Genomic DNA, 26505 nt, shown 5'->3' with positions numbered 1-26505 from the left:
CCATGACCAAGCCGCTCGCCGCCGACGATCCCTACGCCCGCACCGCCCAGATCTTTCCGGTGCTGACGCCGGAGCAGACCGAGCGGCTGGCGGCCTATGGCGTCGAGGAAGTCATCGTCCCCGGCCAGGTGCTGTTCCGTCGCGGCGACCGTCGGGCCGACTTCTTCCTGGTGCTGGAAGGCAAGGTCGGGATCACCCGCACCGGCGAGGTCGGCGACGACGAGATCATCACCGTCCATGGTCCGGGCCAGTTCAGCGGCGAGCTCGACCAGGTCAGCGCCCGGGCCCTGCTGGTCGGGGCGGTGGTGGTGGCGCCCGGCCGGGTGGTGCGCGTCGCCCACAAGGACGTCGCGCACATGATGGCCGCCGAGCCCGACATCGGCGAGATCATCATGCGGGCCTTCATCCTGCGGCGGATGGGCTTCCTGCATCACGGCCAGGTCGGCATCGTGCTGATCGGCCGCCCCGACGATCCCGACACTCTGCGCATCGAGCGTTTCGCCGTGCGCAACGGCTATCCCCTGCGGCTGGTCGACGCCGACAACGATCCGGACGCTTCCAGCTGCCTTGGCCAGCACGGCCTGACCCTGGGCGACCTGCCGGCGGTGGTCACGCCCGACCGGGTGGTGATGCTCAATCCCGAGACCACCGTCCTGGCCGACCGCCTGGGCATGACCGAGCGCTTCGACCCCGACCAGGTGTTCGACGTCGCCGTGGTCGGGGCCGGGCCGGCGGGCCTTTCGGCGGCGACCTACGCCGCCTCGGAAGGCCTCTCCACCGTGATCATCGAGGGCCTGGCGCCTGGCGGCCAGGCCGGGGCCAGTTCCAAGATCGAGAACTATCTGGGCTTTCCCACAGGGATCTCCGGTCAGGCCCTGGCCGGCCGCGCCCAGGTCCAGGCCCAGAAGTTCGGCGCCCGGCTGGCGGTGTCGCGCGCCGTGATCGGCGTCGACTGCGAGCGCCATCCCTACCGGCTGAAGCTCGAGGACGGCCAGACCTTGCAGGCCCTGTCGGTGGTGATCGCCTCGGGCGCCCGCTACCGCAAGCTCGACGTGCCGGACTATGACCGCTTCGACGGCCAGGCGATCCACTATGCGGCCACGGCCATGGAGTCCGACCTCTGTCGCGGACAGTCGGTCGTCGTGGTCGGCGGCGGCAATTCGGCCGGCCAGGCGGCGATGTTCCTCTCTCGCACCGTTGGGCACGTGCACATGCTGGTGCGCGGCGAGGGGCTGGCGGCGACCATGTCGGACTATCTGGTCCAGCGCATCGAAAGCTCGGCCCGCATCACCCTGCATCCGTTCAGCGAGGTCACCCGTCTGGAGGGCGACCGCACCCTGCGCCGCATCGGCTGGACCGACCGCAAGACGGGCGAAGAGACGGTCGTCGACGCCGGCGCGCTGTTCGTGATGATCGGCGCCCAGCCCAACACCGACTGGCTGGCCGGCTGCTTCGATCTCGACCAGCAGGGCTTCGTGCTGACCGGCGAAAGCGGCGTCGCCGGCGCCCGCTCGGCCTACGAGACCGAGAAGCCGGGCATCTACGCCGTCGGCGACGTGCGCTCGGGCTCGATCAAGCGCGTGGCGGCCGGGGTGGGCGAGGGCTCGGTCGTGGTCTCGGCCATCCACCGGCACCTGGAGGCGGTGCGGGCGCGGTAGGGGTCTTCCCCCTTATCTCCCGTCATTCCCGCCCTTGTGGCGGGAACCCCTCTGTCCGCCGCAAGGGCGGAGGAGGCGACGTGCTCAGCACGTCGCTTGCTTCTCACGTGTCAGTTGAACCAGGGGTTCCCGCCACAGGGGCGGGTGTTGACCGAAACAGGCACTCGCTCGCGACGCTGATTTGACCGTCCGAAACAGGCGGCGGGACCAAATTCGGTTCACACCCGCCACGGACCGTCGGGACGTTCCATCGTGGACCGGCGGTCTAAAGCCGCGCTTCCCGGGCAAGGCGCAAGGCGGCGCGTTCAATTAAGGTTCAGCTTGACTGACGCCTACCTGTGGTGGAACGGCCAAGCCGTTCGGGACAGCGACGAAACGGGGGGTTTTGTGGACAGTACGAGGCGCGCGCACCTGCAAGGTCTGGCAGGCGCTATGGGGCTGGCCGCCGCCGGCCAAGCATTTGCCGCCGACTCCCGCTTTTATGGAACGTGGACGGCGGTCGTCGATCCAGGGAAGGTGCCGCAGACCATGCGGCTGCTTATCGACGCAAAAGGTGCGGTCTTTCAGATCAGCAGCTTCAACCAGGGAGACGCGAGTTTTCCCGGCGGACAGGTCACCGTCGAGGGCGAGAAGATCAGGATCGGCATAGCGCGTCTCACGCTGACCATCGAAGGCGTGCTGAAAGACGATCGCCATATGGAAGCGGTGCTCAATCAAGGCGCGCCGGTCGAACTGCGCTTTACCAGAGGCCAGGTCGCCGACAGCATTTCGGAGCGGAAGTGGCCGCTGCTGACCAAGGATCTTCTTGAAGCGCAGCGGGGGCTCGCGGGGGCGCCCGGCATCGGCGCGGCCTGGGCGCGCGGGGCCAGGTCTGCGATTTTGGTGGCTGGCTCTCGCTCCAGTGAAGCACAGATTCCCATTCGGACTCAGGACCAGTGGCACTGGGGTTCGATTGGCAAGTCGATGACCGCGACGCTCTGCGCCCGCCTGGTGGATGCCGGCGTACTATCGTGGGACATGACGGTCGGTCAGATACTCACCACGGAGGGTTATTCGGTTCCTCAGGCCTACAGCGACGCGACCTTGGTGCATCTGCTCAGTCACCGCGCGGGGTTGCAGCGCGACATCGGCGACACTGGCGGGGTGGTCTTCAGTCAGGACCTGGCCGACGCCCGCGCCGAGCGGTTGCAGTATGCCCGCTTCGCCCTTGCTCAAAAGCCGGTGGGGCCGTTGGGCGCCCAGCACTTTTACAGCAATACAAGCTTCGTCGTCGCTGGCGCGATGCTGGAGAAGGTCACAGGAAAGTCCTGGGAGACCCTGATTCAGAGGGAGGTCTTCCATCCCCTCGGCATTAAACGTGCGGGACAGGGCGCGCCGGGCGTGCGCGGGCGGATCGTCCAGCCCATCGGCCATCTGGTGACCGACGGCAAGCGCTCGCCCCATCCACCGGGAGGTCTCGACGCCGACAATGTCGCCGCCATGGGCCCGGTCGGCCGCGTGCATATGCCTATGGCGGATATGCTGGTTTATCTGAGCGCGCACCGAGATCGCCCGACGACGTTCCTAAAGGCCGCCACCTGGGACAAGCTCCACACACCTCCGTTCGGCGCCAACGACGCCTTGGGGTGGTTCACCAGCGAGGACGGTCGGCTTTTTCATACGGGCTCGAACACGCTGTGGCGGGCCGAGGTCCTGGTCGACCCGAGAGCCGGCTTCGTCTGCGCGACCTGCGCCAACGATGCGACGCCCGAGACCGCGCGGGTGGTGGAAGAGGTTCTCTTGTCGGCTCGGGCGGCCGCTCTTGCCTAAGAGAAATAGGGGCGGGCCGCCCGGCCGTCGATCCGACTCTGCCCAAGGGGCCCGGCTGAACGCGTTGCTTGGCGCACTTAAAGGATTAGGTCCGCTTGCCACCCTTAGCGGACGCTGACCGTGTCCGCTCTCGGGGGCTGTGTCGGTAGCGGTGGAGGTCCACGGTTCCAGGGCGGGAATGACGGGAGTTTAGGTTGGAGCAGCTTTTGAAACCGCTACCCCTCCACCCACCGCTTGATCGGGCGGGGATGCGGCGTCTTGTACTCGCTCAGATCGAACGAAACCTCGTCGACATAGCACCAGCCCCAGCCCTCGGGCGGGTCGTAGCCTTCGATGATCGGGTGACCGGTCGCCTTGAAGTGGCCGGTGGCGTGCTTGCCGGGCGACTGGTCGCAGCAGCCAACATGGCCGCAGGCCCGGCACAGGCGCAGATGCACCCACCAGCCGCCGGTCTTCAGGCAGTCCTCGCAGCCGTCGGCGCTGGGCGTGACGACGACGATGGTCGAAAGGTGCGAGCAGCTCATCGGACCGGCCTTCCTGGTGCGGGCGTCGAGCCCACCATGCACCCAAGTCCGCCGCCGTGCTTGCGCGATCTCGCCCCGGCTTGCTCCAGGGGATCCCCGCCCTGGACGCTGAGCGGCGTCCAGGGCGGGGCCGGCGTCAGAAGTCGTAGGTGACGCGGGCGTAGTAGTAGCCGCCGTTGATCCCGAACGGTGAGAAGCTGGGATACTTCGCTACCCCCGGATTGCCGGCCGCGACCGAGGCGGCCGTGCCGGCGGCGTTCAGCTCTTCGGGATAGACGTCGAACAGGTTGTTGGCCCCCAGCGCCACCTTCAGCCCGTCGGTGACGCGATAGGACAGCTCCAGGTCGGTGATCAGGTGCGACTTGATCTCGTCCTTGAAGTAGGTCCCGTTGACGTTGGTGTAGGCCCAGGCCTTGCCGTAGACCGTGTTGACCAGGTTCACCGTCCAGCGGTCGTTGGTATAGACCGCCGACAGATTGGCCTTGTAGCGCGGCGAGGCGTGCTCGAGGAACGCGATGGCGGCCTTGTCGTAGAGCACCGAACCGCCCAGGCCCGAGGGCGGCGCGGCGATGCGGGTGACCTTGGTCTGGTTGACGTTGACGCCCAGGGTCCAGTCGATCTTTCCGAACGCGCCCAGGTCGGTCCAGGTCGTGGCCAGGGCCTCGACCCCGCGAGTGCGGGTGTCCAGGCCGTTGGAGAACAGGTTGATGCCGGTGGTGCCGACCGACGGATCCAGCACGTTGCCGTTGGCGGCGATGGCGTTGGTGATGGCCGCATTGACCACCGTCCCACTGATCTTGCCGTAGAGCGAGCCGCTGCCGACGATGCGGTCCTCGATCTTAATCTGGTAGGCGTCGATGGTCAGCGACACGCGGGGCAGGGGCTCGGCCACGATGCCGACGCTGAGGTTGGTCGACTTCTCGGGATCCAGGCCATCGACGCCCAGCAGCTTGGCCCCCGCCGAGCCCGGCGCCAGCTGCACGAAGGCGGTGGTCGGCGAGACGTTGGTGGCCGAATAGTAGAGCTCGGCCAGGGTCGGCGCCCGGAAGCCCGTGCTGACCGTGCCGCGAACCGCGAAGGCCGGGGTGAAGTCGTAGCGGCCGGTCAGCTTGGCGATGTCGGCCGAGCCGAAGTCGCTGAACTTTTCGTGGCGCGCGGCGAAGTCGAGCTTCAGGTTCTCGACCGGCGAGACGGCGACGTCGGCATAGGCCGCCCAGCTGTCGCGATCGTGCTCGCCGGCGTCAGTCAGGGCGAAGCCCGGATAGGACTGCGAGCCGGACTTGTAGCGTGAGGCGTAGTCGCCGGCCTTGATCTCGTAGGTCTCGTTGCGCTGCTCCAGCCCCAGGGCCAGCGTCAGCGGCGAGGCCCAGCCGACCTCGAACTCGCGGCTGAAGTCGAGGTTGTTGGTCCACTGGCTGAAGATGAAGTCGCCGGCGTGGAAGTCGGTCGGGGTCGCGCCGGTGTCGGTATAGAGCTGGATATTGGCCGAGTTGCGCACCCGCACCTCGTGATCGTCGCGGCCGTAGGTGCTGGACAGGTCATAGCGCCAGCCGCCGAAGACCTCGCCCTTGATCCCGCCGGTCAGGGCGGCGTCCTTTTCCAGCGTCTCCAGCCGCGGGCTGAAGCCCTTGGGGTAGACGGCCGGCAGGCGGTTGGGCAGGCGGTAGTTCTCGTAGGCCGTGGCCTTCTTCACGCCGTAGGTGCCGAAGGCATAGACCTCGACCGCCTCGCTGGCCTTCCAGCCGGCCGAGGCCGTGCCGACGTTCAGCTGGTAGCGGGCGTCGCCGGCGATCTGGTTCACATAGGGATAGTCGGACAGGGCCGAAGGCCAGGTCGGATTGGCGGTCACCGCCGAGGTCGAGGTCACGCGGGCGTCAGGATTGCCGCTGAAGCTGAAGTCGTGGAAGCGGTTCTCCAGCGTCACGTTCACATAGGCGCCCGGCGCGGGAGCAAAGCCGGCGTTGGCCGACAGGCTGTAGGTCTCGCCGTCGTTCTTGTAGTAGGCGCCGCCGGTGGCCGACGCCGAACCGCCGTGGTCGGCGTCCTTGAGGATGATGTTGATCACCCCGGCGATGGCGTCGGTCCCGTACTGGGCGGCCGCGCCGTCGGTCAGCACTTCGATCCGCGCGATCGAGGCGGTCGGGATGAAGTTGAGGTCCGCGCCGGCCGAGCCCTGATAGGCGCCCGACAGCACGGCGAGGTTGGCGGTGCCGTGGCGGCGCTTGCCGTTGATCAGCACCAGGGTGTGGTTGGCGCTCAGCCCCCGCAGGCGCGCCGACAGGGTCAGGTTGGCCGCGTCGCCGCCGAAGGCCTGGGCGGTGAACGACGGCACCAGGTTGCTCAGCGCCAGGCGCAGGTCGGGCTGGCCGGTGCGGGCCAGGGCGTCCTCGGCGATCACCTGCACGGGCGCGGGGCTGTCGACGGCGCGGACGCCGGTCTGCCGCGTGCCGGTGACGATCACGCCCTCGACCGAAGCGGCGTCGGGCGCGGGTTCCGGCGCGACGGGATCGGCGAAAGCCGTCCCCCAGACGGCAAGCGAAAGGGCGAGCGCCGACGCGCCCAGAATTTGGTTTTTCATCTTATCCCCCGATGAAAGTTCAGATTGTTGGGAAGGTCGCGCGATCGGCCGGGAAAGCGGCCCCCGTCGCGCGGCGGGTACTGTTGCGTCGCTGGTTTGGTCAGCGGACCTTGGCGGCGACGAATTCGATCTCGACCAGCGCGCCCGGCAGAACCAGGCCGGCGACCTTCACCGTGCTGCGCGCGGGCTTGTTGGGTTGGGCGGTGGTTCCGAAGACCTCGCTCCAGGCCTTGTTGAGGCCGGCGAAGTCGATCTCGCCGCCCTTGGCCGGGTCGCCGACCAGGAAGACGGTGGCCTTCACCACGTCGCCGTGCCCCAGACCCTCGGCCTTCAGCGCCGCTTCCAGCTTCGAGAGCACCGAGCGGGTCTGGGCCTCGGTGTCGCCGGGCTTGGCCTTGTCGGCGATGGTCGGCAGGGCGCCGCTCAGGAAGACGAGTTCGGTTCCAGCCGGCACGGCCACCGACGGGGTGATGGCGATCGCGCCGGACGACGGCGCGCGGCGGATCTCGGCGGCCCCGGCGGCGCCCGCCGCGAAGGCGGCGGTCAGAACTAGGGCGAAGGCGAGCTTGCGGATCATGGATGGGTCTCCGTTCGGGAAAGGGCGGGCCCGTCGGCGCGGACGCGCTGGGCGATCAGGCCGACCGTGCGGCGAGCGGCGGCGACGCCGCCCTCCTGCCAGCTGGGCAACTGCGAAAGATGGGCGCCGGACAGGAAGATCCGGCCCTGCGGCTGGTTGAGCAGGCGGTAGGCGGCCGGGTCGTTGCCGTCGCCCTCCCAGTGGATCCACGGGCCGAGGTTGAAGGCCTGGCGGTTCCAGTCGATGACCAGCGGCGCGGTCGGCTCGCGACCCTTGCCGGGATGCAGCTTGTCGATGGCCGCCCGGGTCAGGGCTACCTGCTCGTCGAAGCTGCGGGCCTGGAAGGCGCGGGCCGGCGCGCCGACCGTGTAGGCCCCGACCAGCAGGCCGCGGGGCTGGTGGAAGCCGGCGCTGGGATACCAGACCAAGGTCGTCTCGCCGCCGACGAACGACAGCCCGCCATAGATCTGCTCGGCCTCCCAGAAACGCGGGGCGTCGAAGGCCACCTTGGTGGCGTTGTCGTACTTGGCGCCGGCGATGGCGGCGGTGACCTCGGCCGGAAGATCGGTGGCGATCTTGGCCAGGATCGGCAGCGGCACGGTGACGACCAGATAGTCGGCGGTCAGCTTGCGGGCCGCGCCGCTCTTGCGGTCGCGGATCGCCACCTCGGCGGTCTTCGGCGTCTGGCGGAAGGCTGTGACCTCCGCGCCCAGCAGCACCGGGCCCTTCAGCGCCTTGTGCAAAGCCTTGGGAATGGCGTCCATGCCGCCCGTGGGCTCCAGCATGGTCGCCTGCATCAGGATGTTGTCCTCGAACAGGGCGTAGGGCAGGGCGTCGTCGGCCAGCAGGTCGCGCAAGGGCAGGGGCGGGCGGGCCACGCCCCGCTGGTCGGCCGCGCCGGGTGTCGTCACATAACCCGAGCGTTCCGAGCCCTTGTAGGCGCCGCCGGCGTCGAGGTCGCCATAGGTCTTCAGGAAGGCCAGCAGCCGTTCCTTGTCGGCGCCCGTCAGCTCGGCGTCGAGGCCGCCGCCGCGCGTCGCCTTGGCCAGCAGTTCCGAGAGGCCGCCGCGCAGGTCGTTGATCGCCTGGCGCTGCTGCACCGGCTTGCCGCCGAACGCGCCGTCCGATTGCAGCAGGCTGCTGCGGCTGGAATTGACCTCCACCTCCAGCGGCACGCCCAGGGCCTTGGCGTAGGACAGCACGCCCTGGTGATGGCTGGGCAGGCGGGCGGGGCCGGCGTTGAAATAGAGGCCTTGCGAGAAGCCGGCGGTCTGGTCGGGTCGGTCGATGGTCTCGACGCGGTCGCCGCCGCGGATCGTCCAGTTGCGGCCGCCGACCCGCTCGCGGGCCTCGACGACGGTGACGAAGAAGCCGGCCCGCTCCAGTTCATAGGCCGCGACCAGGCCGGCGACCCCGGCGCCCAGCACGACGACCGAGCGGCCCTTGCCGAAGTCGCGGGGCAGGTCCGGCGCCTCCTGCGCGAAGGCGACCGAGGTCAGGCCCAGGCCCTGCAGGGCCGCATAGCCGGCGGCGAAACCGCCCAGGGAGAACGCGCGGGTGATGAACGAACGACGACTGACCAAGACCGGATACGCCCCCGAATGAACCTCCCCTAAAAGCGGCCGCCGCCGAAGCGGCGGCCATGAGTGAACGCGGGGAAGTCGCCAAAGAAGGAGGCGTCGGCATGCGTCGCCTCCAAGGTCATTGCTGGGCGCCGGATACCGCTGACGGTATTCAGAAAAACTACGATGGCTTTTCGCTGCTCTCGGTATCCGTCGCAGCAAGTTACGTTGAAGATTGATTTTTATGAACTATCGCTTCTGGCGCTGATTGAAATTTTGCCGTGTTTTGGCTTATGAGTAATTGCGTTCGATCTATTGCGATCGATGCAGTTTCGCGGGGCTCATTCAGCGTATTGAGCCTGGCTTGAGCTTCGGCGCGTGTTTGCCGCGCCCGCAACCTTCGGTGAGAGTTTTTCTGCCCGCGCGGCGAGATTATCGGCCGTGCGGACGGCGCAGCGGCGGGCTTAGGATTTTCGCCATCGACGTGAAAAAGCTTCAGGAGAAGCCGATGTCCGACCGCAAGCCGCACCCCGAAACCCTGGCCCTGCACGCGGGCTGGCGGGCCGATCCGACCACCGGCGCGGTGGCCCCGCCGATCTACCAGACCACGTCCTACCAGTTCCAGAGCGCCGACCATGCGGCCGACCTCTTCGCCCTGCGCCAGCTGGGCAACATCTACACGCGCATCGGCAACCCGACGATCGACATCCTCGAGCAGCGCCTGGCCGCGCTGGAGGGCGGGGCGGCGGCTCTTGCGGTGTCGTCGGGCCAGGCGGCCTCGGCCTTCGCCATCCAGAACCTGGCCCGGGCCGGCGACAACATCGTCAGCTCCACCGACCTCTATGGCGGCACCTGGAACCTGTTCGCCAACACCCTGCGCGACCAGGGGATCGAGGTCCGCTTCGTCGATCCGGAGGATCCCGAGGCCTTCGCCCGCGCCACCGACGAGCGCACGCGCGCCTACTACGCCGAGACCCTGCCCAATCCGAAGCTGACCGTCTTCCCGATCGCCGAGGTGGCCGCCATCGGCCGCAAGCTGGGCGTGCCGCTGATCGTCGACAACACCGCGGCGCCCCTGCTGGCCCGGCCGCTGGAGCACGGCGCGGCCATCGTCGTCTATTCGACCACCAAATATATCGGCGGCCACGGAACCTCGATCGGCGGCGTGATCATCGATGGCGGCAATTTCGACTGGGAGGCCCATCCCGAGCGCCAGCCGGCGCTCAACACCCCCGATCCCAGCTATCACGGCGCGGTCTGGAGCGAGGCGGCCAAGCCGCTGGGCCCCATCGCCTACATCCTGCGGGCCCGCACCGTGCTGCTGCGCGACCTCGGTTCGGCCCTGTCGCCGTTCAACGCCTTCCAGATTTTGCAAGGTCTGGAGACCCTGCCGCTGCGCATCGAGCGCCATTCGCGGAACGCCCAGGCCGTGGCCGACCATCTGGCCAACCATCCCGACGTCATCCGGGTGATCCACCCCTCGGCCCAGGACGGCCTGCGCCGTCAGCGCGCCGACCGCTACCTGTCGGGCGGCTACGGAGGACTGGTCGGCTTCGAGCTGGCCGGCGGGCGCGAGGCCGGACGGCGGTTCATCGACGGTCTGAAGCTGTTCTATCACGTGGCCAATATCGGCGATGCGCGCAGCCTGGCCATCCACCCGGCCTCGACCACCCACTCCCAGCTCAGCGCCGAGGACCAAGCCGCCACCGGCGTCTCCGACGGCTATGTGCGGCTGTCGGTGGGGCTGGAGCACATCGACGACGTCCTGGCCGACCTCGACCAGGCCCTGGCGTCGGCCCGGGAACTGCCCGCCGCGGCGGAGTGATCCACCACACATGAAGAAGCCCCGCCAGGCAGGTCGCCTGGCGGGGCTTTTCGTATTCGGAACAGTGGGTTGGGTGCGGCTTCTAACCGACCTGCGCCTCCACCGACGTCAGCCCCCGGTTCCACGCCACCAGGGGCGCGGCGGGCGAGAAGGCGAACCTCTCTGCCTCGACGATGAAGACCGAGTGGCTGCCGGTGTCGATCACCGCGTCGACGAAGCACTCGGCCCGCGCGATCCCGCCCCGGAAGGCCGGCGGCGCGCCGGGATGCAGCCGCCAGCGCTCGGGCGCGAACCGCTCAGCCGCCCGCGAGCCACTGGCGAAGCGCAGGGCCTCCTCGCGGTCGTCCGCCGCCAGCAGCGACACGGAAAGGGCCGGGCGGCGGAGGAGGGCGTCGTGACACCCGGCCTCCTTGCGCACGCAGAACAGGAAACGCGGCGGCTCCACCGACAGCCCGGTGATCGAGCTGACCAGCAGGCCACGCGGCGCCTGTCCGTCCCAGCAGGAGACGATGGCGACGCCGCTCGCGAGGTGCGAGAGCACGTCGGTGAAGGTGACGACCGGGGCTTCCCCCGCCGCCGCGGCGTCGTAGCGGGCCATCAGCTGGCCGCCGCCGCCGGATTGGCTTCACGCTCGGCCACCAGCTTGCGCACCAGCGGCAGCAGGTCGCGACCGTAGGCGATGGCGTCTTCCACCGGATCGAAGCCGCGGATCAGGAAGGTGGTGACGCCCAGGTCGTAATAGTCGAGCAGGGCCTCGGCCACCTGCTGCGGCGTGCCCACCAGGCCCGTGGAGTTGCCGGCCGCGCCGGTGACGGCGGCGACGCCCGTCCACAGCCGCTTGTCGAGTCGCGAGCCTTGGGCGGCCGCGTCGAGCAGGCGCTGCGAGCCGGCGTTGGGCGGACGGTGGCCGCTGGTCGGCAGGCCGGCGGCTTCGCGCAGGGCCTTGGCCTTGGCGACGATCTCGTCGGCGCGGGCCCAGGCGGCTTCCTCGGTGTCGGCGATGATCGGGCGCAGCGACAGCGAGAACTTCACCTGGCGGCCGTGCTTTGCGGCGGCGTGGCGCACGCGGGCGATGGTTTCGGCGACCTGGGCCTGGGTTTCACCCCAAAGCGCGAAGATGTCGGCGTGCTTGCCGGCCACCGGGATCGCGGCGTCCGACGAGCCGCCGAAATAGACCGGGATCTGGGGCGTGCGCAGCGGCTTCACCGCCCCGAAGCCCTGGTCGACCTGATAGTACTCGCCCTTGTAGTCGAACGGCTTTTCGCTGGTCCACTCGGCGCGGACGATGTCGAGATACTCGCTGGTGCGGGCGTAGCGCTCGTCCTTGGTCAGGTGGTCGCCGTCCTTGGCCAGTTCCTCGTCCGAGCCGCCGGTGATGATGTGCACCGCCACCCGGCCGCCGGTGAAGTGGTCCAGCGTCGCCAACTGCCGCGCCGCCAGGGTCGGCTGGGTGAAGCCCGGGCGATGGGCGATCATGAACTTCAGGTTCTTGGTCACGGAAGCCGCGTGGGCCACCACCAGCTGGCTTTCCGGGCCGGTCGAGTGGAAGGCGACGAGGGCGCGGTCGAAGCCGCCTTCGTCATGGGCCCGGGCGATTTTCTCGACATAGTCGACGTCGATCACCGGGCCGGCCGGCGGGTGGATCTCGGAGACGTTCTGGGTGTGGATGATACCGATGAATTCGACGCTCATGGGGGATGCTCCTGAGGGTGCGAGAAAGGGGAGTCAGAGGGCGTGGGTGGTGGCCTGGGCCGTCTCTTTGCGCAGGGCGCGGACGACGGACGGGCGGGCGAAGGCGCGGGCGGCCTTGGCGCTCCAGGCGGGATAGGCGGAAAGGTCGATCTGCCGGCGCTCGCCCCAGCGCCAGATCACCAGGGCGTAGGCGTCGACGGCGCTGAAGTGCTCGCCCAGCAGCCACGGACCCGGGCCTTGCGCCAAGCGCTCGATGTCGGCCAGGGTGCGGGCGAAGCGGGCCTCGCCGGGCGTGGCCAGGGCGGCCTTCACCGCCTCGTCGTCGGCGTAGCGCTCGGGGCGGGCGATCTGGGCGAAGGCCACGTGCACCGTGCTGGCGAACCAGCTCATCACCTCGTAGGCGTGGGCCAGCTTCAGCGGCTCCAGCAGCGGCAGCAGTTCGCTGTGCGGGTAGCGGTGGGCCAGATAGGTCAGGATGGCCAGCACCTCGGTGACCGGCTCGCCGTCCACCGCCAGGGTCGGCACCCGGCCCTTGGGATTGACCTTCAGATAGTCGGGCTTGCGCTGGTCGCCGGCGGCGAGATCCAGGCGCTGGACGTCGTAGGCGACGCCAATCTCCTCCAGGGCCACGAGCGGGGCCAGGGAGGAGCTGCCGGGAGCGATGTAGAGGGTCAGGGGCATGGGGCTGGACCTCAGATCACGAAGAAGCCGTGCGACCCGTCGCGGGCCAGCTGGTCGACCAGGCCGAACTCCCAGTCGAGATAGGCCTGCATGGCCTCGGCGGCGTTGTCGGTGCCCTCGTAGGGGCGTTTGTAGACGTCGGTCGGGTGGCTGGCGGCGCGGGCCAGGCCCGTCTCCAGCGCGCGGCCGGCGGCGACCCAGGCGGCGGTGCCGCCGTCGAGCACCCGCACCGGCTGGTCGGCGATGTCCTCCAGCTCCGGTGCGGCCAGGCGCGCCAGCACCCCGTCGGGCGAGGTCAGGACGATCGGCTTGCCTTCCGGGATCCGCTCCAGGGCCTCGGCCAGCTGGGCGCGGATGGCGAACCAGGCGCCGGGCACATGGCCCTTGCGGTGGGCGGGGCTGGGGGCGAGGTCGAGCACCACGACGCTGTCGTCCGCGAGAGCTTCGGACAGGGCGCGCGGCAGGATGGTTTCGACCACCGGCAGGTGCGGGGGCTCCGACGGCTTCCAGGCGCCGGTGGCCAGTTCGCCCTCGAAACCGTCCTCCAGCACGTAGGTCTCCCAGCCCAGCTGGGCCAGCCACGACGCGGTCATGTCGGCGCGGGGGCCGAGGTCGTCGGCCAGCACGATGCGGCCGCCGCGCACGGGGGCGAAGACGTCGGTTTCCTGCACCAGCTGGCCGCCGGGCGCGCTGCGGAAGCCGGGCAGGTGGCCCTTGGCGTATTCGTCGGGCGTGCGCACGTCGAAGCGGTAGAGGGTGCGCTTGCGGTCGGTGGCGAGGTCAGCTAGGCCCTCGGCGTCGATCCGGCGAACGCCGGCGCGATAGGCCACGTCGCGCGCCTTGGCGCGGGCCTCTTCCAGGGTCTGGGTCGAGACGTCGGGGAACTTGCGGCTCTGGCCGTGCTCCAGGTTCTGCTGGGCCAGGGTCCAGCCGATCGTGCCGTTGCGCAGGGCGAAGACGGGGTTGGGCACGCCGGCGTTGACCAGCGACTGGGCGCCGATCAGGCTGCGGGTGCGGCCCGCGCAGTTGACGATGATCGTGGTGGCGGGATCCGGCGCCAGTTCCTTGGCCCGCAGCACCAGTTCGGCCCCCGGCGTGCTCACCCCGCCCGGGATGCTCATCACCGCGTATTCCTCGAACCGGCGGGCGTCGAGGATCACCTGGTCGGCCTTGGCGTCGATGCGGGCCTGCACTTCCTGGGCGGGCAGGGACGGCGTGTGCCGCCGCGCCTCGACCAGTTCGCCGAACGCCTTGCTGTAGGAATTGACGTCCTGGAACAGCTCATAGTCGGCCTCGGTCCAGCCCCGCAGCCCGCCCTTCAGCGCCTGGACATTGGTGTAGCCAAGCGCCGCCAGCCGCTTGCCGGCCGGCGAAACCAGCCCCTCGCCATTGTCGTACAGCACGATCCGCGTCTCCTTGCGGGGCACGCGATCGAGGATCTCGACCTCCAGCCGGCTGAGCGGCAGCTGCGAGGCGAACAACGGGTGGGCCTTGGCGAAGGGGTCTTCCTCGCGCAGGTCGAGCAGGGCGATCTCGCGGCGGGCGATCAGGTCCTGGCGGACTTCGCGGGGCGTGACGACGGGCAGGGTCATGGCGCGGCCTCGGCGGGGACCGGCTTGGAGCGGTCCCACAGGTTGGGGAGGGTGTCGTTGGAGTAGCCGGAGACGAAGGGCTTGCTCCGTCCGTCGGCGTCGTAGGTCGAGCGGCGCACCGCCCCGATATTGGCCCCGTAGACGTGGATGCTGATCGAGGGCCTGTCGTCGAAGGCGTTGGTGACCCGGTGCACGTCGCCGACCGTCGGCGAGACCGCCTCGACCTCGCCCCGCTCCAGCCGATGGACCGGCCCGTGCGGAACCAGGGCGGCGCCGTCTCGGCGGTAGCCCTGCGACAGCTCGGCCCCGCGCAGCACGCCCACCAGGCCCCAGACCGTGTGGTCGTGGACCGGCGTCGCCTGGCCCGGCCCCCAGACGAAGCTGACCACGCTGAACCGCTCGCGGCTGTCGCAATGCAGCAGGTACTGCTGGTAGCGGGCCGGGTTCGGCACGGCGTAGGCGTCCGGCAGCCAGTCGTCGGTGGCGATCAGGGCGGCCAGCAGGCCGCCCCCCTCTCGCAGGATCTCCGCCTCGTCGCCCGTGCGGTCGAGCAGGGCGCCGAGGTCTCCGACGAAGCTGGCCAGGCGGGTGAGGTTGGGCGCGCCGGTCATCGGATCACAGCGCGTACTTCAGCGTGACCAGCCAGGTCCGCGGATCGGGATAGTTCTTGTAATAGACCCCGGTGGCCGGGGTGTAGGTCGAGGTCACCGGCTTGTCGCTGTCGAGCAGGTTGCGGCCCGACAGCTGCACGGCCCACTGCGGGTCGGGCGCGGTCCAGGTGATCGTGCCGTTGAGGAAGCCCTGGGCGGGCGCCTCGTCCTGCGGCCGTTGCAGGGCGCTGAAGTAGGTCTTGGTCTGCCACTGGGCGTTCAGGTTGGCGCGGATCGAGCCGGGCACTTCGACCGGGACGTCCCACGTCACCCCGCCCGAAACGCTCCAGCGCGGCGAGTTCAGCAGGCGGTGGCCGTCGGCGTTCACGCCCACGCCGCCGGCGTTCTTGTAGGTGTCGTAGACGGCGTACAGCCAGCCGACCGAGCCTTGCAGGCTCAGGCGCTCGGTGGCCCGCACGTCGGTCTCCAGTTCGACGCCGTAGGTGTGCGCCTCGCCGGCGTTGCCGCGGATCGAGTTGCCCGGATAGGCCGGGTCGCTGTAGCTGACCTGCAGGTTTTCGTAGTCGTTGTAGAAGGCCGCCAGGTTCACCCGCGCCCGGCGGTCGAACAGTTCGGTCTTCAGGCCGGTCTCGTAGGTGTTGACGTCTTCCGGCGCGAACGGGCGGGTGGCCAGGTCCAGGCGCGTGGCCCGGTTGTCGAAGCCGCCCGACTTGAAGCCCTTGGAATAGGTCGCGTACTGCAGGACGGCCGGCGTCCACTGGTACTGCACCGAAAGCTTCGGCGTGATCGCCGAGAAGGTCTTGTCGGCGGCGCCGGCGATCGACTGGCCGGTGACCTCGCCCGCCAGGTTCAGCACCTTGTTGTCGAAGGTGAATTCCTTCTCCTCGTTGGTCCAGCGCAGGCCGCCGGTGACGCTGAGGCGGTCGGTCACCGCATAGGTCGCCTCGCCGAACAGGGCGTAGGCGTCGGTGTTGGTGATGTTGTGGGCGCGGGCGAAGCCGTAGTTGCTGGGCGTCGTCACCGGATCGGTGACCGTCGCGCTCCGGCGGCTGTAGCCGTCGCGCTGCACGAAGAACCGCTCATGCAGGTAGAAGAGGCCGCTGGTGAAGGTCAGCTTGCCGAAGTCGCCGTTCAGCTGGATTTCCTGGGTGGCGTACTGGTCGTTGTAGTGGATCAGGTTCTTCTGGATCAGCGCCGCCTGGCCGTCGTTGTCGTAATAGACAGGGTTCAGGTTGAAGCCGCCGTAGGCCGTGATCGACTTCAGCTTCAGATGGTCGGTCAGGGCGTACTGGACGCGGATCGAGCCGCTGATCTGGTCGAGGTCCTGCTTGGGCTCGACCTCCGAGTAGGAATAGCGGTTGTTGAACGCGCCGTTCGGCTGGGTGACCGGCACGTAGCTGCGGCTGTCGCTGCGGTCGCGCAGGGCGTTCAGCGTGAACAGCACGTCCAGCTTCTCGGTCGGCGTCCAGCGCAGCTTGGCGCGGTAGGCGTCCAGGTCGATGCGGTTGACGTCGTGGTTCAGCGTCGGGTCGAAGGTCACCCCGTCACGCTTGTGGTGGATGTACGAGAAGCTGCCCGACAGCTTGTCGTCGACGATCGGCCCCTCGACCAGGGCGCGCACGTCGACGGCGCCGTAGCTGCCCAGGCCGACCTCGGCCTTGGCGCGGAATTCCTGGCCGGGATCGCGGGTGATGATGCGCAGGGCGCCGGCGCTGGAGTTGCGGCCGTACAGCGTGCCCTGCGGGCCGCGCAGCACCTCGATGCGCTCCAGGTCGTTGAACTCGACCATCGAGCCGATCTGGCGCGGGATGTAGACGTCGTCGACATAGACCGCCAGCACCGGCTCCTGGATCGGATCGGCCTCGCCGACGCCGCGCAGCGCATAGGTCTGGGTGGTGTGGCTGATGGTGACGCGGCTGATGCTGAAGTTCGGGATCTGGCCCGACAGGTCGCGGATGCTGTCCACCTTGCGGTCGGCCAGCACCTGCGAGCCGAAGGCCGAGATGGCGATCGCGGTCTTCTGCAGGTCGGTGGCGCGGCGTTCTGCGGTGACGATCACCTGCTCGACGGCGGGCGAGGCGGCATCGTCGGCCGAAGCATTGGCGGCCGGCGCCGGTTCGGCGGCCAAGGCCCCGCTGGCGACAGCGAGGCCCGATGTGAAGGCGAGAAGTTGAAGCTTGAAGGTCTGCACGAGATTTATCCCCGACTTGTTCGGTGGGGATTTGCCGTCGTGCCGCCTCTCATCTCAACGAATATAAAATGATCGAGCGAATAGCTCTGCTCATATCGTCCGAAGTCATCGGATATATTTGCGGAGCTCGACATTATTTGAGGAACGATGAGAGCCGGTCATCCCAAAGCGGCCGCACGTCGACGGCTCCAGGAATGATCTTGGCGGCGGCGAAGGTGTCGGCCACGGCCTGTTCGGAGGCGATGGCCGCCTCGCTGATCGGTTCGAGGATGTAGGGCGAGGAGCGCTCCTTGAACTCCTGGGCGTAGTAGGCCGCCTTGACCCCCGTCGCCTGTTCCCGCACCCGCGCCCAGCGTTCGCCGTCGGCGTTGATCCAGTCGAAAACCTTCTTGTAGCGGCTGACATAGTCGCCCACGGCCTGGAGCCGGATGGGATCGTCCAGCGCCTCCTTGGCCGCCGTGATCAGGTAGTTGCCCGACAGGATCCCCAGCGCCGTGCGCAGCACCCGCGCCCCGGCCTCCCGCGCCTGGTAGACGATGACGCCGTAGATTACCCAGGCGTCCAGCGCCCCGCTCTGGAAGGCGGCCAGGCCGTCCTGCGGGCTCAGCGCCACGGGCTCGATGTCGCCCCAGGCAAGCCCCGCCTCCTGCAGCAGGCGCAGCAGGATGTAGTGCGAGGTCGTGGCCTTCACATAGCCGATGCGCTTGCCCTTCAGGTCCCTGAAGTCCTTGGCCGGCGAGCCCTTGGGAACCAGCAGCACCTGGTTGTTCACGTCGCCTTTCAGCACGCCGACGATGCGCACCTGGTTGCCCGGCTGGGCGGCGACGAAGATCGGCGGGATCTCGCTCATGCCGCCGAAGTCCAGGGCCCGGGCGTTGATCGCCTCGGCGATCAGGTTGCCGCCGGCGAACTGGGTGCGGGCCAGCTTGTACGGCGGGTCGGCGATGCCGGCCTCGCCGAAGAAGCTCTCGGGATTGCCGCGATAGGTGGCGACCCGCAGCGTCAGGTCGGCCAGCGAACCGGCCTTGTCGCCGCCTTTGGGCGAGCAGGCCGCCAGGTTCACGGTGGTCAGGCCGGCCAGCGACAGGCCCGCGATCGAAAGGCCGCCCGACATCAGGTCGCGGCGGGACAGGGAGATGCCGGTCATCAGTCGAACAGGTCCGGCTCTTCTTCGGTGACGATGTCCCAGTAGGGCTGGAACGACCACAGGCCGCCCAGTTCGGTGCCGACCTGGCCGGCGGTGTGCTTGGCGACCTCCGGCGACATCGGCTTGGTCGGGCCGGCGGCCTCGGCCAGCAACTGCGCTTGGCAGGCGTTTTCGAGCGCGAGGTAGCGCCAGACCGCGGCCTCCACCGACTGGCCGACGGTGAGGATGCCGTGGTTCTGCAGGATCACCGCCTTCTTGGGACCCAGCGCCTTGGCGATCTTCTGCCCTTCGCTGGTGTCCAGCACCACGCCCGAGAACTCCTCGAACAGGGCGTGGTCGTCATAGAAGGCCGCGGAGTCCTGGGTCAGCGGGTCCAGCAGCCGTCCCAGCGCCGACCAGGCCTTGCCGTACAGCGAGTGCGAGTGGGCCGCGGCGATCACGTCGGGCCGGGCTTCGTGCAGCTGCGAGTGGATGGCGAAGGCGGCGCGGTTCAGGCGGGCCGGGGCCTTGGCCGGCGGCTGCACGATCTCGCCGGCGTGGCTGACCAGCATCAGGTCCGAAACCTTGATGCGCGAGAAGTGTACGCCCAGCGGATTGACCCAGAAGTGGTCGGTCAGCTCGGGGTCGCGGGCGGTGATGTGGCCGGCGCCACCCATGTCGAAGCCGTAGCGGCCGAACAGCCGATAGCCGGCGGCCAGGCGCTGCTTGCGATAGAGCCGCTCCAGCTCGATCGTCGGCTGCTGCGGGATCTCGCGCGAGCCGAACGGCGGCAGCACGCTCTCGATCTTGGCGGGGTGCGGGCCGGAAGCGGTGAAGCTGCGGGCGGCGGGGATCGCGGTCATCGCGAAGGGTCCTTGTTGTCAGTAGCCGCGCGACAGGTCGACGACGTCGGCCAGGGGCGCGCCGGCGCGGAAGCGGGCGAGGTTCTGGGCGAAGCTGGTCGCCAGGTTGATGCGGGTGTCGGGCGTGTGCACCGAGGTGTGGGGCGACAGCCGAACCTTGGGATGGCCGTAGAACGGGTGCCCGTCGGTCAGGGGCTCGGGGAAGGTCACGTCCAGGCTGGCGCGGGAAACCCGACCGTCCTCCAGCGCCGCCAGCAGGGCGTCGTCGTCGATCAGCGCCCCGCGGGCGATGTTGATCAGGTGCAGGCCGGGCTTGGCGGCGGCCAGCACCTCGCGGCCGATCAGGCGCTCGGTCTCCGGCGTCGCCGGGGCGGCCAGCACCACGTGGTCGCTGCGGGCGAACAGGGTCGCAAGATCGGCTACGCGCTCGACGCCGGCCACGGGGATCGGCTTGTCCGAGCGGCGGGTGGCGATGACGTTCAGGCCGAGGGCCTGGGCGCGCGGGGCCAGGGCCTCGCCGATGGCGCCGAAGCCCACCAGGCCCAGGGTCGTGCCCGAGATCAGCTTCAGCGGCTGCGGCGTCCAGCGCTCGGCCTTGTCGATCCAGATTTCGGGCAGGCGCTTGGCCTCGGCCAGGATCGCCGCCAGGGCGAACTCGGCCAGGGCGACGGCCGACGAGCCGCGCGCCGAGGTCACCACCGGACCGTCGAACAGCCAGTCCGGATAGAAGTCGATGCCCACCGACACCAGCTGCACCCAGCGCACGTCGAACGGCCAGCCGGGCGGCGCCTTGGCCGGCAGCACGCCGCCGGCCTTGCGGAACGGCGCGGCCACCAGGACCTTGGCCGAAGGGGGCAGCGGCGCGGTCAGGCCCGGCGGCACCGCGATGATCTCCGCGTCCGCCGCATGCTGGGCGAAGACGGTGTTGAACACCTCGGGCAGTTGGCTGGCGACGACGAGACGGCTCATCGGACGACCTCGCGTTCAGCAAACGCCGCGCGGCCCGCGCCGGTCAGCACCACGTCGGCCTGGGGGGTATGCACCCGGCCGCACAGCACGTCGCGGTGATGGCGCTCCAGCGGGTTGGCGCGGGTCAGGCCGGGGTTGCCGGTCAGCTTCAGGGCCTTCTCGACCACGGTGATGGCGTTCTCGGTGACCAGATGCTTGACCAGACCGCTCTCGCTGGCGGCCGTGTCGCCTCGCGCGGCGCTGTCCAGCAGCACGCGGTTGGCGAAGAGCAGGGCGTCGATCTCGCCCAGCGCTTCCTGGAAGCGGGGCAGGGTTGAGAGGCTGGCGCCCAGGTTTGCCGGCTTGCGGGCGATCAGGAAGTCGGCCAGCCAGTCGCGGGCGGCACGCGCCACGGAATCGTAGATCGCCGCCGTCAGCACGGCCGACCAGGTTCCGAACACCGGCGAATAGGGCGGCGGGGCGCCGGGCGGCTGCGGATCCAGGGCGTGGTCCAGCGGAACCAGCACGTCCTCGAAGATGACGTCATGGCTGGCGCTGGCGCGCAGGCCCAGGTGATCCCAGGTCTCCTCGATGACCACGCCGGGGCTGTCGGCGCGCACCAGCCAGCCGCCGACCAGAGGTTCGGCGTCGTCGCTGCGAGCCCAGACCACGAACCAGGTCAGCGCCGTGGAACCCGTGGAGTAGATCTTGCGGCCGCTGATCCGCCAGCCTTCCGGCGTGCGGCGGGCGATGGTGGCCGGCAGGCCGCCGCGAGCGGGGGTGCCGAGGTCCGGCTCCACCCGCAGGGCGTTGATCAGGGCGCCGTGCGCGATCGCATCGCCGATCACCCGCTGCTTCAGGTGCTCGGGCCAACCCGAACGGCCCTCGACCGAGGCGTGGAACAGGTACTGCATCACCAGCACCAGAGCGGTGGCCGGCTCGCCCCGGGCGACGGCGGAAACCACCTTCAACGCGGTGGGCAGGTCGCTCTCCAGCCCGCCCAGGCGCGCTGGGGCGGTCAGGGCCAGCAGTCCTGCTTCGTGCAGGGCCTGGAAGTTGGCGAACGGAAAGCTGGCCTCGCGGTCGTGACGGCCGGCGGTGGCGGCGAAGGCCTCCGTCAGGCGCGGCAGCACCGCGTCGAGATCGGGCAGGCTCGGCGTGGGCGCCAGCTTGCGGGCGGCGGCGGTGCTCACTGCACGGCCTCGCCGGTCGGGAAGGCGATCAGGGCGCCTTCGTGCGGGGCGGGGGCTTCGACGCCCAGGTGGGCGAGCAGGCGGCGACGGATGGCCTGGAAGCGGACGTCCGGCGCGCGCGGACGCTCCAGCGTGATTTTCTCCTCGGCGGCGATCCGGCCCTTGTTCAGCACCAGCACCCGGTCGGCCAGCGAGATGGCCTCGTCGACGTCGTGGGTGACCAGCAGGACGGCGGGCTTGTGCTCGTTCCAGAGGTTCAGGACGAGGTCGTGCATCTTCAGCCGGGTCAGGGCGTCGAGGGCCGCGAACGGCTCGTCGAGCAGCAGCAGACCCGGCTCGCGTACGAGGGCGCGGGCCAGGGCCGTGCGCTGGGCCTCGCCGCCGGAGAGCGTGGAGGGCCACGCGTCGAGGCGATGGCCGAGACCGACCTCCTTCAGCGCCGCCTCGGCGCGGACCCGGACGTCCCCCTTCTTGAAGCTTGGGTCCTTCAAGCCCAGCGCCACGTTGCGCCAGACCTTCTTCCACGGCAGCAGGCGGGCGTCCTGGAACACCACGGCGCGGGTGCTGGGCGTCGTGACGTCCTGGTCGCCGACGGGGTCGAGAGCGGCCAGGGTGCGCAGCAGGGTGGTCTTGCCCGAGCCGCTGGCGCCCAGCAGGGCGACGAACTCGCCCGGAGCGATCGAGAGGTCCAGGCCGTCGATGACCCGGTTCTCGCCGAACTGACGGACGAAGCCGTTCAATTTCACGGCGGGGGCGACGGAGGGCGCGGTCGAGGGGGCTGCGGCCGGGGCGGCGGCGGTGTCGAAGGCGCGGCGGCGGATGCGCGGCTGGACCATGGTCATTGCTCCACGAGGCTGGGGCGCCAGGCCAGAGCGCGGCGCTCCAGCGTGCGAACGAGGGCGTCGGCGGACAGGCCGAGCAGGGCGTAGACGAGCATGCAGACGACGATGATGTCGGTGCGCATGAAGTCCCGGGCGTTGTTGATCAGGTGGCCAAGGCCGGCCTGGGCGTTGATCTGTTCGGCGATCACCAGGATCACCACCGAGATGCTGAGCGCGTAGCGCAGGCCCACGAAGAACGAGGGCAGGGCGCCGGGCAGGATCACCTCGCGCACCAGGCTCCAGCCCGACAGGCCGAAGCTGCGGGCGGCCTCGACCAGCCGCACGTCGACCCCGCGCACGCCGGCGAACAGGTTGAGGTACAGCGGAAACACCGCCGCCGTGGCGATCAGGGCGATCTTAGGCGTCTCGCCGATACCGAACCAGACGATGAACAGCGGCGACAGGGCCACCACGGGAATCGTCCGTTTGATCTGCATCAGCGGGTCGACGACCGTCTCGCCCCAGCGCGAGAGGCCGGCCACGAGGCCCAGGGTCACCGCCACGGTCAGGGCGATGGCGAGGCCCGTTCCGGCGCGCGCCAGCGACACCACCAGGTTGGTCGCCAACTCTCCCGAGATCGTCAGCGACCAGAAGGTTTCGGCCACCGCCGAGGGCGCGGCCAGCACCCGTTCGGGGATCACGCCGAGCCGAGAACCCAGTTCCCACAAGGCCAGAAGCGCTACCGGAGATAGCCAGCGCGCACGGGACAGGCGAGGCCATCGCCACCCCTTGGGGAATGGTCTCGCTAGAGAAATTCTATCGGCGGGCGCCAAAGACATCGGGTCGCTTCCATCGCTGTGACCGTTGCGGCGGGGGCGCCGTTGCTTCACAGAGATGGACGCTGAATTCCTACTCGATCAATAGACTTATCCTCAGGGGTCTTATTAGAGTTCCTCAATGGGGTCAGACGGGACGCCAGATGCCGACCAACCTTCCGACCGAACTTCTCCGCAGCTTCGTGGCCATCGTCGACAGCGGCTCGATGCTGCGCGCCACCGAACGCGTCTTCGTCACCCAGTCGGCGCTCAGCCTGCAGATGAAGCGGCTGGAGGAGACCGTGCTGACGCCGCTGTTCCACCGCGAAGGACGGCGCTTGTCGCTGACCCCGGCCGGCCAGACCCTGCTGGGCCACGCCCGCGACATCCTCGCCCTCAACGACCGCGCCGTCGTGGCCCTGACCGGCGACGCCCTGGCCGGGCCGGCGCGGGTGGGGCTGGTGCAGGACTTCGCCGAAACCCTGCTGTCGGGCGTGCTCGCCCGCTTCGCCCAGCTCAATCCCGACACCCAGCTGCAGGTGCGGGTGGCCGGCTCGCCCGAGCTGCTGGAACTGCTGCGCAGCGATCGCCTGGACGTCATCCTGTGCATGGGCGCCTATGACGATCCGGCCGCCGCCCGCACCGTGCCGATGGTCTGGCACGGCGAGCCCGACCTCGCCCAGCAGGAGGTGCTGCCGCTGGCGATCCTGGAGGCGCCGTGCCGGTTCCGCGACGCGGCCCTGGCGGCGCTGGAGCGGGAAGGGCGCTCCTATCGTGTGGCCTTGGAGACGCCCAGCCTGTCGGCCCTGCGCGCGGCCGTTCAGTCCGGCCTGGCGGTGACCTGCCGCACCAGCCTGTTCCGCCCCGACGCCCAGCCCATCGCCGAGGGGGCTTTACCGATCCTGCCGAAAGTGGCCTATGTTCGTCGGACCGGTCCCGCGCCGCACCCGTCGATCGCCAAGCTCTCGGAGCTGATCCACACGGCGGCCCTGGAGCTCTGAATTGGGCTCCCGACCACATTAATCATTTTCAGAAAAGATTAACCGCGAACCTTGGTTCTTCGTTAGCGGCCTCCTGCGAAAACCCTCCCATCAAGTTTTCGCCAGGAGGGATGGGCGGCTATGAAATTCTCGATCGCTTTCGCAGCGGCTATGGCCGGCAGCTTCTTCGTCGCTTCGGCCGCTTCGGCCGCCGGTGGCTTCGAAGATCAGATGGGCCGCTGCCTGCAGCAGTTCGCCAACACCAAGGACGCCGCTCAGGTGATGCTCGAGTGCACCGCCGACGCCGGCAAGCTCTCGGGCTGCAAGGTCGTCGACAACAGCGCGGCCGGCAAGGGCTTCGACAAGGCGGCCATGTGCATCGCCGAGAAGCTGCCGATGGGCGCCAAGACCGGCACCGTGAAGGTTCCGTTCCGCTTCCCGGGCGGCGCGTAAGCGTCTTTCGCCTGAAGCGTGAAAACACCCCCGTCGGTTCGCCGGCGGGGGGTTTTCGTGTTTGGGGTCCCAGTCCGCTGGCTCGCACCAGGACGCGATTAGATCCAAAAAGCTTGTCATCCCGGCCGAAGGAGCGCGTCAGCGGTCCGTAGAGCCGGGATCTCCCACGCTGGCAGTATCGGAACGGTGGGAGATCCCGGCGCTCCGCTTCGCTGCGGCCGGGATGACAATGTAATGGGTCGTGATGCGGCAGTTGATGAGCGGCTGAACGCTAGTCGTGTAGCTCCCGACCCACCGCCCGCAACACCGCCCCGGCCACCCGCGCCGCCTGGCCGCGGATATCGGGCACGGCGTTGATCTCCCACCAGGCGCCGCGCGTCACCGGGCCGACCGCGAACAGGCTGGCCGCGGCCGCGCCCGAAACGTCGAGCAGGCGGTTGTCGGGATCGACGTCGAGGCCCAGCCGCATCGGGTCGGGCCGCGCGAGCCCGCGACGGATCAGGTCGAGCACCAGCGGATCGCGCGACCGCGTCACATCGCCGGTGGGGCCGGTGGCGTTGATCACCGCGCTGACGACGAACGGCTGGGCGTCCATCTCGCCGCGTGGCCGCCAGGCGCCTTCGACGCGGCCGTCGGCTCTCTCGGCCAGGCGCACGATCTTGCCGGCGGCGACCTTCAGGCGGCGGGATTGGCGCAGATTGGCCACGCGGGACGCCACCTCGGGCGACAGGCGGTGGCGGTGCACGTCCCAGAACGGCCGCGCGTGGCGCAGGAAGGCCTGCTTGCGCGCCACGCTCCAGCCGTGCCACAGGTCCTGGGTCGCCGGCCGCAGGGCGTCGACCGCCGTCCGCCAGCCGTGCACGGCCGCCGTCCGCTTCAGCCATTCCAAGGCGGCATGGGGGCTGAGGTCGGGGGAGGGCGGGCTGGGCGGGTGTTCGGGCGGCTCGCCTTCGTGCTCGCGCGGCGTCAGGCCTCGGCGTGACAGGGCGATGATCGAACGGCCGGGCAGGGCGTCTTCCAGGCTCAGCGCCACGTCGATCATGGTCAGGCTCGTGCCGAGCAGCAGCACCGGCCCTTGCGGCATGGCCTTCGGGTCCCAGCGCCAGGGATCGGCGACATAGGCGCTCGAGGCGGCCAGGGCCTCGTCGACGCCGGCCGGCCGGCAGGGCGGCGGATTGCCCAGGGCCAGGACCACGGCGTCCGCCAGGATCGGCCGGCCCATGGCCGTCGTCAGCCGCCAGCCGTCGCCGCCCGGCTCCAGGCCCACCACCTCGTCGGGCGCGACGATCAGCCGTCCAGCCGCTTCCGGCCCCGAGGCCGCGTCGGCCAGCAGGCTCTGCAGATAGCGGCCGTAGTCGCCGCGCGTGGCGAAATCGCCGGCTCCGACCTCCAGCCCCTGGCCGCGCAGCCAGGCGGTGAAGTCGCCCGGCCGGTCCGGCCAGGCGCTCATGTTGCCGGCCCGCACGTTCAGTCGGTGGCTGGGATTATGCGTGGCGTAGGCCGCGCCCAGACCCACGGGGCTGCGTCGCTCCAGCAGGACGACCCGCGCGCCCGCGCCGTCCCGCAGCAGATGCAGGGCGGTCATGACGCCGCTGAAGCCGGCGCCGACCACGGCGATCACGGGACGCGATGTCATCGGGAGAAAACTCTACAGGATTGATGGGATTTGTTTCGGCGATCCTCAAGCGTCGCGCAAGGGCGCTGTCGAGCCCCGCTGATGGTTTCGTCCGGCGTCGCTGAAACATCGCGACAACCCCGGCGACTATGTGTTCCGCAAATGCCGATTATTGCGTATCGCGATATATAAATCTCTGAATTCTTTCGGAGAAATACTCGTTCGCCCGGTTTGGGCGCGCTCGCCATGTTCGCCTCCGCCGACCGCCTCGTGTCGGCGAGATGGAGGTTCCCCATGAGCGTCGCCGTCCTCGACCAGCGCCGCCCGTCCGTCGGCCCGATCCTCGCCTGACGTCCGACGGATCGCCCACGACCTTCCTCTCTTCCAAGAC

At 69.4% G+C, this 26505-nt stretch carries 22 protein-coding genes; 5 read left to right on the top strand and 17 right to left on the bottom strand.

Translation table 11 applies throughout. From position 1 onward, the window contains the following. Nucleotides 1-2: 2 nt before the first annotated feature. Both AC07NS_RS13660 and AC07NS_RS13655 read left to right on the top strand, forming a co-directional pair. Entirely contained in the window at nt 3-1658 is a 1656-nt protein-coding gene (locus AC07NS_RS13660) for an FAD-dependent oxidoreductase (RefSeq protein ID WP_494604020.1), read from the top strand. 321 nt (nt 1659-1979) lie between these two features. After that, nucleotides 1980-3467 carry a serine hydrolase domain-containing protein gene (locus AC07NS_RS13655; protein ID WP_494604018.1) on the top strand — a complete coding sequence of 496 codons (1488 nt, stop codon included), beginning with the start codon at nt 1980-1982 and terminating at the stop codon, nt 3465-3467. Nucleotides 3468-3682: 215 nt separating this feature from the next. Here the strand turns inward: AC07NS_RS13655 and AC07NS_RS13650 are convergent, their stop codons facing one another. The 4 genes from AC07NS_RS13650 to AC07NS_RS13635 form a co-directional block, all read right to left on the bottom strand. Beyond that, nucleotides 3683-3991, bottom strand: coding sequence for a UBP-type zinc finger domain-containing protein (locus tag AC07NS_RS13650; protein ID WP_494604016.1), 309 nt, complete (start codon nt 3989-3991; stop codon nt 3683-3685). 136 nt (nt 3992-4127) lie between these two features. Further along, nucleotides 4128-6569, bottom strand: a complete 2442-nt coding sequence (locus AC07NS_RS13645) for a TonB-dependent receptor plug domain-containing protein (RefSeq protein WP_494604013.1) — start codon at nt 6567-6569, stop codon at nt 4128-4130. Between the two features lie 100 nt (nt 6570-6669). Further along, entirely contained in the window at nt 6670-7146 is a 477-nt protein-coding gene (locus AC07NS_RS13640) for a RidA family protein (RefSeq protein ID WP_494604011.1), read from the bottom strand. Beyond that, nucleotides 7143-8729, bottom strand: a complete 1587-nt coding sequence (locus AC07NS_RS13635; protein WP_494604010.1) for a flavin monoamine oxidase family protein — start codon at nt 8727-8729, stop codon at nt 7143-7145. The genes AC07NS_RS13640 and AC07NS_RS13635 overlap by 4 nt, the downstream gene beginning before the upstream one ends. Before the next feature lie 487 nt (nt 8730-9216). On the opposite strand from AC07NS_RS13635, the gene AC07NS_RS13630 reads away from it, so the two are divergent. Further along, on the top strand, nt 9217-10533 hold the full coding sequence (locus AC07NS_RS13630; RefSeq protein ID WP_494604008.1) for an O-acetylhomoserine aminocarboxypropyltransferase/cysteine synthase family protein: 1317 nt from the start codon (nt 9217-9219) through the stop codon (nt 10531-10533). An 82-nt stretch (nt 10534-10615) separates the two neighbouring features. Here AC07NS_RS13630 and AC07NS_RS13625 read toward each other — a convergent pair whose 3' ends face one another. The 12 genes from AC07NS_RS13625 to AC07NS_RS13570 form a co-directional block, all read right to left on the bottom strand. Then, complete coding sequence (locus tag AC07NS_RS13625; protein ID WP_494604006.1) at nt 10616-11131, bottom strand: flavin reductase family protein; 516 nt, start codon at nt 11129-11131, stop codon at nt 10616-10618. Beyond that, nucleotides 11131-12225, bottom strand: coding sequence for an LLM class flavin-dependent oxidoreductase (locus AC07NS_RS13620; RefSeq protein ID WP_494604004.1), 1095 nt, complete (start codon nt 12223-12225; stop codon nt 11131-11133). Before AC07NS_RS13620 ends, AC07NS_RS13625 begins: the two co-directional genes overlap by 1 nt. A gap of 33 nt (nt 12226-12258) precedes the next feature. Next, nucleotides 12259-12906, bottom strand: a complete 648-nt coding sequence (locus tag AC07NS_RS13615; RefSeq protein ID WP_494604002.1) for a glutathione S-transferase family protein — start codon at nt 12904-12906, stop codon at nt 12259-12261. Between the two features lie 11 nt (nt 12907-12917). Then, nucleotides 12918-14498 carry a rhodanese-like domain-containing protein gene (locus AC07NS_RS13610; protein ID WP_494604000.1) on the bottom strand — a complete coding sequence of 527 codons (1581 nt, stop codon included), beginning with the start codon at nt 14496-14498 and terminating at the stop codon, nt 12918-12920. After that, nucleotides 14495-15109 carry a cysteine dioxygenase family protein gene (locus AC07NS_RS13605; RefSeq protein WP_494603998.1) on the bottom strand — a complete coding sequence of 205 codons (615 nt, stop codon included), beginning with the start codon at nt 15107-15109 and terminating at the stop codon, nt 14495-14497. Before AC07NS_RS13605 ends, AC07NS_RS13610 begins: the two co-directional genes overlap by 4 nt. 4 nt (nt 15110-15113) lie before the next feature. Beyond that, entirely contained in the window at nt 15114-17300 is a 2187-nt protein-coding gene (locus AC07NS_RS13600; protein ID WP_494603996.1) for a TonB-dependent receptor, read from the bottom strand. Between the two features lie 133 nt (nt 17301-17433). Beyond that, nucleotides 17434-18447 (bottom strand): ABC transporter substrate-binding protein, encoded by a 1014-nt coding sequence (locus AC07NS_RS13595; protein WP_494603994.1) that lies wholly within the window; start codon nt 18445-18447, stop codon nt 17434-17436. Continuing rightward, nucleotides 18447-19289 carry a class II aldolase/adducin family protein gene (locus tag AC07NS_RS13590; RefSeq protein WP_494603992.1) on the bottom strand — a complete coding sequence of 281 codons (843 nt, stop codon included), beginning with the start codon at nt 19287-19289 and terminating at the stop codon, nt 18447-18449. Before AC07NS_RS13590 ends, AC07NS_RS13595 begins: the two co-directional genes overlap by 1 nt. An 18-nt stretch (nt 19290-19307) precedes the next feature. Next, nucleotides 19308-20258, bottom strand: coding sequence for a D-isomer specific 2-hydroxyacid dehydrogenase family protein (locus tag AC07NS_RS13585; protein WP_494603990.1), 951 nt, complete (start codon nt 20256-20258; stop codon nt 19308-19310). Then, the gene (locus AC07NS_RS13580) at nt 20255-21430 is read right to left on the bottom strand and encodes an acyl-CoA dehydrogenase family protein (RefSeq protein ID WP_494603988.1); all 1176 of its coding nucleotides are present in this window, start codon (nt 21428-21430) and stop codon (nt 20255-20257) included. Before AC07NS_RS13580 ends, AC07NS_RS13585 begins: the two co-directional genes overlap by 4 nt. Continuing rightward, nucleotides 21427-22272, bottom strand: a complete 846-nt coding sequence (locus tag AC07NS_RS13575; protein WP_494603986.1) for an ABC transporter ATP-binding protein — start codon at nt 22270-22272, stop codon at nt 21427-21429. Before AC07NS_RS13575 ends, AC07NS_RS13580 begins: the two co-directional genes overlap by 4 nt. Continuing rightward, nucleotides 22269-22952, bottom strand: coding sequence for an ABC transporter permease (locus AC07NS_RS13570; protein ID WP_494603984.1), 684 nt, complete (start codon nt 22950-22952; stop codon nt 22269-22271). Before AC07NS_RS13570 ends, AC07NS_RS13575 begins: the two co-directional genes overlap by 4 nt. 278 nt (nt 22953-23230) lie before the next feature. Between AC07NS_RS13570 and AC07NS_RS13565 the strand changes: the two genes are divergently transcribed. Next, nucleotides 23231-24067, top strand: coding sequence for a LysR substrate-binding domain-containing protein (locus AC07NS_RS13565; RefSeq protein WP_494603982.1), 837 nt, complete (start codon nt 23231-23233; stop codon nt 24065-24067). A 120-nt stretch (nt 24068-24187) separates the two neighbouring features. Next, on the top strand, nt 24188-24499 hold the full coding sequence (locus AC07NS_RS13560; protein ID WP_487291392.1) for a hypothetical protein: 312 nt from the start codon (nt 24188-24190) through the stop codon (nt 24497-24499). A 271-nt stretch (nt 24500-24770) separates the two neighbouring features. Here the strand turns inward: AC07NS_RS13560 and AC07NS_RS13555 are convergent, their stop codons facing one another. Next, on the bottom strand, nt 24771-26135 hold the full coding sequence (locus AC07NS_RS13555) for an FAD/NAD(P)-binding protein (protein ID WP_494603980.1): 1365 nt from the start codon (nt 26133-26135) through the stop codon (nt 24771-24773). Nucleotides 26136-26505: the final 370 nt, after the last annotated feature.

This window comes from Caulobacter sp. GW821-FHT10A10 (assembly GCF_059415745.1).
This window is presented reverse-complemented; position numbering and strand designations above follow the sequence as displayed.